This is a genomic window from Bacillus sp. ISL-57, from assembly GCF_018613135.1.
Classification (GTDB): Bacteria; Bacillota; Bacilli; order Bacillales; family DSM-1321; genus Peribacillus; species Peribacillus frigoritolerans.
In genome coordinates, this window is record NZ_JAGGQV010000029.1 from 1 (window position 1) to 7,851 (window position 7,851).

Annotated in this window: 6 protein-coding genes; 5 read left to right on the forward strand and 1 reads right to left on the reverse strand. The window is 37.8% G+C overall.

The features are described 5' to 3' along the window. Positions 1-828: 828 nt before the first annotated feature. From J7I90_RS24730 to J7I90_RS24750, 5 genes are all read left to right on the forward strand, one after another. Positions 829-2,031 carry an MFS transporter gene (locus J7I90_RS24730; protein WP_214774286.1) on the forward strand — a complete coding sequence of 401 codons (1,203 nt, stop codon included), beginning with the start codon at positions 829-831 and terminating at the stop codon, positions 2,029-2,031. 68 nt (positions 2,032-2,099) lie between these two features. Beyond that, the gene (gene aroD / locus J7I90_RS24735; protein WP_214774288.1) at positions 2,100-2,861 is read left to right on the forward strand and encodes a type I 3-dehydroquinate dehydratase; all 762 of its coding nucleotides are present in this window, start codon (positions 2,100-2,102) and stop codon (positions 2,859-2,861) included. A gap of 60 nt (positions 2,862-2,921) precedes the next feature. Beyond that, on the forward strand, positions 2,922-3,806 hold the full coding sequence (locus J7I90_RS24740; protein ID WP_214774290.1) for a shikimate dehydrogenase: 885 nt from the start codon (positions 2,922-2,924) through the stop codon (positions 3,804-3,806). A 274-nt stretch (positions 3,807-4,080) separates the two neighbouring features. Beyond that, positions 4,081-5,286 carry an MFS transporter gene (locus tag J7I90_RS24745; protein ID WP_214774292.1) on the forward strand — a complete coding sequence of 402 codons (1,206 nt, stop codon included), beginning with the start codon at positions 4,081-4,083 and terminating at the stop codon, positions 5,284-5,286. Between the two features lie 227 nt (positions 5,287-5,513). After that, a complete protein-coding gene (locus tag J7I90_RS24750) occupies positions 5,514-6,527 on the forward strand; it encodes a LacI family DNA-binding transcriptional regulator (protein ID WP_048680312.1) in 1,014 nt (337 codons plus the stop codon). A gap of 115 nt (positions 6,528-6,642) precedes the next feature. On the opposite strand, the gene J7I90_RS24755 is transcribed toward J7I90_RS24750, so the two are convergent. Further along, positions 6,643-7,200 (reverse strand): shikimate kinase, encoded by a 558-nt coding sequence (locus J7I90_RS24755; RefSeq protein ID WP_214774294.1) that lies wholly within the window; start codon positions 7,198-7,200, stop codon positions 6,643-6,645. Positions 7,201-7,851 lie beyond the last annotated feature (651 nt).

Genomic DNA, 7,851 nt, shown 5'->3' on the forward strand with positions numbered 1-7,851 from the left:
AGAGTAGGACGCCGCCAAGCCTTTTGAAAAGATCAGCCATCTGGCTGGTCTTTTTTTGCGTTAAGAACAAATTATGGAGCCCTTTTATTTATATATAGAGCTGTTACATAACCATTGAAAGAGGCTGAAATCGAAAATTGTTCATCCTTTTAAATTTAAACCGTTTCGACCATCTTAACTTAGGATGTAAAGCGATATATTTGTACTGCCTGCTTAGACATTGGGTTATTGAAATTGATTGCAAATAACTGGATAATTGGATGTAAATAAGCAGCAGTACATATATTTTAGCAAAAAAGAAATTTATTCAGAAACTGGTAACTAAAAATGAAGGAAGCCCTTATAAAGGCTAAAATAATTGGTGTCTCTGCAAATAAAAGGTATTCTTTATCTTCTATGAACACTAACAAATCCAAGGTATGGCTGAACCTTTAAGGTAAATGAAATCCAAAATGAGACCTTTGAATTTTAAAATAATGAGTATGAGGAATTTGTTCTATGGTCATTAAGGACTGCTTCATGAGTTTGACACAATTAAATTAGAGCAGTATAATAATCCAGTAGAACGATATACTAAATAAATTTAACTAATTATCTAGTATAAATGTTTAATTCAATCGTTTTTAGTAGAACGATATACTAATTTGGTAGAACGATGTACTAGAATGAAAAGTTAGTAGAACGATGTACTAATTAAGCTGGTTTACTTATTGTTTTATTTAGTACGTAATTATGTTCTTGAATTTATGGTATGGGCAAGGGGGCAACATCTGAAAGGCTTAAGAATCAAATTGCATTTAGATAACTTTTTAAATAGGGGTGTGTTTCATGAAAAATCCATTTATAAAAATGGCCACAGGTTTATATATTAGCTATTTTATTTTAGGCATGATCAATATTATCATCGGATCAAATATGGAAAATTTGTCAAATCAATTAAATACAAGTGCCTCAGGGATAAGTTACTTGGTTTCTGCTATAGGAATCGGTAAGTTAGTTTCCTTGTTTTTCGCGGGTAGACTATCGGATAAATTAGGAAGGAAACCATTTGTCGTTTCAGCATCTTTTATCTACCTGATCTTCCTTATAGGCATACCTTTGGCTCCTAACTATACATTGGCATTTATATTTGCTGTATGTGCTGGTATTGCCAATTCATTTTTGGATGCAGGTACGTATCCTGCACTTATTGAGGCTTTTCAAAAGAAAGCTGGTTCCGCTACCGTATTGGTAAAAGCGTTCGTTTCAATCGGTGCCGCACTTCTTCCATTTATCATGGCGTTCTTTATAGCTAGAGATATGTTTTACGGGTATACATTCTTCTTAATGGCTGCTGTATATCTTGTTAATGGGTTTTTCCTGCTTAAGGTTTCATTCCCGGATCATAAAGCTCAAAGCCAAACTCAGAATGATGAACAAGCTATGCCGGTTCAACAGCAATTCCTCTCAAAACCGAAGTTTGCTCAGGAAGGTTTGGCCGTTATACTATTAGGCTTCACATCAACTGCTTTATTCATGCTGGTTCAAGTCTGGCTCCCGAACTTCGGACAAGATGTATTGGGGTTAACCCAAGCTAAGGCTGTTCAATTGCTTAGTTACTATAGCATTGGCTCCCTTGTTTCTGTCATTTTACTAGCAGTTATATTGAATAAAGTGATTAAGCCCATTACCGTCATGATTATCTATCCGATCATTGCAGCAATATCTTTATTGTCACTCATTTATATCCAACAACCATTTATGACTGTTTTGAGTGCTTTCTTCATTGGGCTTTCAACTGCAGGGGTGTTCCAATTAGCCATGACGATAATAACAGAATTCTTCCCAGCCAATAAAGGGACGATCACTTCATATGTAAACATTGCAGCCAGTTCAGCCTTTATCATCATACCTTTCGTTACAGGTATCATTTCCAAGAGCGCTGGCTTAACTGCAGTCTTCTTATTTGATGTGGCAATTGCGGCAGTTAGCATTTTATTGGCCGTATTTGTTGCCTATCGATATAAAAAGGTAATTATGGTTTCCAATTAAACGGACTAGCCGAACATCAGTGGGGCATGAATCTCCACTGATGATAATGATAAAAGGGGGAAGAATCCATGCAAACAATCACGATCAAAGACGTAACGATCGGAGAAGGGGTTCCAAAGATCATCGTTCCTCTTATGGGGACAACTGAAGAAGAACTGCTTAAAGAAGTTGAAACGGTAAATGCGCTAGAGCCGGATATCATTGAATGGCGAGTAGATGTCTATGAACATGTTGAAAGCTTAGAAGCCGTTTCGGATATGATTTCTAAACTTAGAAATGCTGTACCCAATACTTTGCTGCTTTTCACTTTTAGAAGCCATAAAGAAGGTGGGAACAAGGAAATCAGCGATGATTATTATTTCCAACTTCTTCATGCTGCGATTGGAACGAAGAATATTGATCTTGTCGATGTGGAGTTGTTTTTTGAGGAATCATCAGTGAAGGAGACTGTAAAGATAGCTGAGGAAAATGGCGTATGCGTAGTGATGTGTAACCATGACTTCGATAAGACACCAGCAAAAGAAGAAATCATTTACCGTTTGCGTAAAATGCAGGAATTTGGCGCACATATTCCAAAAATCGCTGTAATGCCCCAAACGGTTGGTGACTTACTCGTTTTATTAGATGCAACTTACACGATGAAAACAAAGTATGCCGATCGTCCTTTCATTACGATGTCAATGTCCGGCACAGGCCTGGTCAGTCGATTATCAGGTGCGGTGTTTGGATCTGCTTGTACATTCGGTGCCGGAAAAGAAGCATCTGCCCCAGGACAAATTCCTGTTACTCAATTAAGAGATGTATTGGAGATCATTGATCAACATATTTAACTCATAATTTCTTCCAAGAAGGAATTTATATAAAGTTTAAAAAATCAGGAGGAATATAACATGGAAAATCTAGGACGAATTAATGGAAAAACAGAATTAGTAGGATTGCTGGCAACACCTATCGGACATTCTTTATCACCTGCCATGCATAATTTAGCTTTCGATAAATTAGGCTTGAATTGCGCCTATTTAGCATTTGAGGTTGGAAATGAACAGTTGGAAGATGCAGTCAAAGGGATGCGCGCATTAAATGTAAAAGGATTTAACGTATCCATGCCTAATAAAATGAAGATCCTTCCATATCTCGATGATTTGGCGGACAGTGCTAAATTTTCTGGGGCCGTTAATACAGTTGTCAATGTCGATGGAAAGTTCGTAGGGCATAGTACCGATGGAATGGGATATACTCGGAACCTAAAAGAACATGGCATAGATATTAAAGGTAAGAAAATGACTCTTATCGGTTCTGGTGGGGCTGCTACTCCAATTGCCATTCAATCTGCGCTGGAAGGAGTGGCTGAAATAAGCATTTTTGCTCGTGATGATGCTTTCTTCCCGCAAGCAGAAGAGAATGTACGAATCATCAATGAAGATATGAAGCACTTAAATGTGAAAGCCAAAGTATACCCTCTTGAAAATGTTGAACAATTAAAGGCTGAAATCGCAACTAGTGATATTTTGGCAAATGGAACCGGCGTTGGCATGAAACCACTTGAAGGCTTAAGTGTCATTCAAGACGAGTCAATGCTGCGTCCAGATTTAATCGTAACGGATGTTGTTTACATCCCACGTAAATCTAAACTAATGGAACAAGCCGAGGCTGCTGGTGCTACAGCTATTAATGGTCTTGGGATGATGCTTTGGCAAGGTGCATTGGCCTTTGAATTATGGACAGGCCAACAGATGCCTGTTGATTACATCAAAGAGCAATTGTTTGCAGAATAATATGATTTCACTCTTGGAATTGTTCTCCAAATAGAGGTATTTTTTTCATACTCGATGTGCATCATTTGTTAAATGATTAAAAAAATTGGGTGCACCAAACCCTCGGAGCTAAGAAATGCAGGGAGTGAAATCCCTTGTTTTTCTTAGCGTTTTTTTTTGAAAAGTGGTTTTCATGTAAATGGATAATATAAAGGGGAGACTTTAATGTAATTACATGGTGAATTAAAGTGTTATATGGGAGAAACACTACGCGATTTATTATAGGGGTGTAATAATGAAAAATCAGTATTTTAAAGCGGCATCTGGCATGTATATTAACTATTTTCTGCTGGGGATGGTTAATATAATTCTCGCCTCAAATATGCCCTCTTTAACAGAACAATGGGATACGGACTCTACTGGCATTAGTTATCTTATTGCAGCAATAGGAATAGGCAGATTACTCACGTATGGTCTCTCGGGAGTATTATCAGATAAATTTGGAAGAAAACCATTAATCTTGGTTTCTTCGGTTATAATGGGCGTTTTTTTAATTGGGATTCCATTTTCCCCCACATATGAAATGGCTTTTGTATTTGCCTTACTTGCGGGAATTTCCAACTCAGCCATGGATGCCGGTACATATCCGGCGCTAACTGAAATGTTTCCAGAATCTGCGGGTTCCGCGAGTGTTATGGTTAAGGCTTTTGGCTCACTTGGTGCTACAATCCTGCCATTCATCATCTTGTTTCTTACTGCGAACCAATTATTTTACGGGTTTGCCTTTTTAGTACCGGCTGTCATCTATTTCATGAATATGTTTTTGGTGTTGTCCGCTTCATTTCCAAGCAAATCCGAAGCTGTCAGTCAAGAGGGGGATTTGCATAGTAACAGGTTCATAACAGAACCTAAATTTTGGAGTGAAGGAGTCGCGCTAATCATAATTGGGTTTACATCAACTGCGTTATTTACAGTTTCGCAAATCTGGTTACCGAGTTTCGGCCAGGAAGTTGCAGGGATGCCATCTTCAAGTGCAATTAAATTATTGAGCTATTATAGTGTTGGATCACTGATTTCCGTCTTGCTATTATCCATCTTATTAAACAAATGGATTAAGCCTGCGACGGTGATATTGATTTATCCAATGATTACTTTACTTACGGTAATCATCATATTAACGATTCATTCGCCTATTGTCTTAAGTGTTAGCTCCTTTTTCCTTGGAGCCTCGACAGCTGGTATCTTTCAATTAACCATTGCAATAATGACTGAACTTTTCTGGAGAAAAAAAGGAACTGTAACAGGGATCGTTGCGACGGCATCCAGTTTGGCCAGCGTCATTTTACCAATTGCAACGGGCTTGATCGCTAAGAGTGGGGATATATCCCATATATTTCTTTTTGATTGCTTTATTGCTACTATAGGAATCCTGGCTGCAGCTTTTGTATATTACCGGTATAAGAAATTGACACAGCACCAGACCATATTTAACCATGGCTAAAAATATTGAAGGATTTACTTAAAACTCCATCTTCCGGAACTAGGATGGTGTTTTTTTTTGGGGACTAATGAATAGTTGATAAAGATGTTTTGACGTGATTAATGATCGTTGAGATTCCCATGTTCCAAAAGCAAGGGTGTAATAATGACAGTAACTATATTATTATTATAGTAAGAACATGATAATAATAAGTACATCAAAAATACATTCAAGATGGTGATTGAACTATGAAACAATCCAAAAAAGGGCGGGTCACGCTGCAACAGGTAGCAAAACATGCTGGGGTATCTACATCCACTGCTTCCCTTATCGTTCGCAATAACCCTCGAATATCGGAAGCGACGCGAAAAAAGGTACTAAAATCCATGCATGAATTGGGTTATGTTTACGATAGGATTGCAGCAAACCTAAGGTCGCAGAGTTCTGATACTGTAGGAATCATTATTACCGACATATCAAATACCTTTTTTTCTGAATTCCTGATAGGCGTTCACGATGCATTGGATGAGGTCGGTTATACAGTGTTGCTGGGGACTACATTCGACTCGGTTGCCAAGCAAGATCATCTCCTTTCAACCATGATGGAACACAGGGTGGGTGGCCTGATTCTTTGTCCTGTCTCTGAAAGCTCACAAGATACAATTGAACGGTTAAATGAAATTGACACGCCGATGGTGCTTGCTGTCAGGGAACTGCCTGGAGTGAATAGCGACTATGTAGGCATAGACTATCCAGAAGGAGCCAGGATCGCTGTTGATCATCTCCTTGGAAAGGGGCATAAAAGAATTGCGCTCCTTGGTGGCATAAAGGAATCTTCTACTTGGATCGAGAGAATGGAGGGATACCGTGAAGCTCTTTCAAGAGCGGGGTTGGAAGTGGATGAATCATTGGTGATAGATAGTGCCCCTACACGGGAGGGAGGGCTTGAGGCTGTTTTGAAAGTACTTGAGAATCCTAATCCGCCTACCGCGATCTTTTGCTTTAGCGACTTAATTGCTTTTGGTGTTATGCAAGGATTAATGATGAAAGGAATTACTCCTGGAAAAGATATGGATATCGTTGGGTTCGATAACGTTCCAGTCGCGGAAATCTATCACCCTCCGTTAACGACCATTTCCTCATTCCCTAGACGTATTGGGAAAGAGGCAGCGAATCTCCTGTATCAGCAAATGGAGAAAATAGAACGTGAACAACAGCGAATCATATTGAATCCAGAACTGATTATAAGAGAGTCTTCCTAAAAAAGAAAAATAAAAAGGTGATTAGTTCACAGGAGGTTAGGTACCGCTGTGCCCTTTTCATCTTTTCTATTATTCTTTTATTGGGAACATTGATTACATAACAAAAAGGTTTGCTTTACTTAAGCGGTTCATATATATCCCAGGCCACTTTCAATGAATCGACTATAAAGTCTGCCACTTCATCAACATCTAGTTCATTGGTATTCACTTTTGAATGATGGTAGGAGTATATTTCCTGTCTCGTGTAAAAGAGTTCTTCAATTTCCTCAAGGGACCGGCTTTGTAAAACTGGTCTACTATCAATAAGCAAGCCTATTCTCTCTTTCCAGTATTCCCAAGATAAGTCCAGGTAAAAGACAATGCAATTGGATAAACAGATGTTCCTGATATCCTCTTGTAAAAATGCCCCGCCTCCAACTGAGATGATTTTCAATTGTTGTTGGCTAAGGCTTTCAATCACACTTTTTTCTTTTTCGCGAAATGCTTTTTCCCCAAACTTCTTGAAGATTTCGGTAGTGGGCATATTGAATTCCTTTTCAATTTCTTGATCTATATCAATAAAGTCCCTATATAATTTCCTGGCTACTTTCTGTCCGATCGTCGTCTTTCCTACCCCCATAAAGCCAATAAAAACGATACTTTGCATCCTCAAAGATGTGTTTTTATTAATCATTTATAAAACCCTCTCCCAACTATTTTTTGATGATTAAAAGTCTCTCCTGAAATTTTTAAAATATATTTATTATAGTATAAGTAAGTAAAATTGTAAAAAAATTTTTTAATATTTGGATAATGGAACCCTGTGTTTTAGCGGTTTAATGTTTAATAAGTCTACCCGTAAGGAGCAATCAGTTTTCAGTATTCAATTGAAGCAACTAATTATTCGGTTCCTCATCTATTTAAGTTGTTATTGCCATAACCTATCACTTGAATGGTTTATGGATTTTGCCACAGGCATTACTTAGTTGAAGGGGAAGCGGTAGTTCAAATGGTTGGGATAAATGATTTTCCTGGATTATATGTTTTAAGAGGAAGACAAGGTGTGACAGGCACATTAATTCCTTCATATAAGTGATTAATTCATTTGAAAAGAAAATGTATGAAATGGGTTGACTTAATGATGGGAAAGGATTAATATAAATAAGCACCAACTAAGACAAACGCAAAACTTCATCGCTTTTGGCAGTTTGCTGAAAGAAATAATAACTATTGACTTCTTACTATGAAAATGATAAGATGAAATGGTCGCTGGAAAACACAGCGATTTAAAATAAGTTAAAAACTTCGTAGAAGTTGACAACTAATCAATAAGGTGTTATGATGA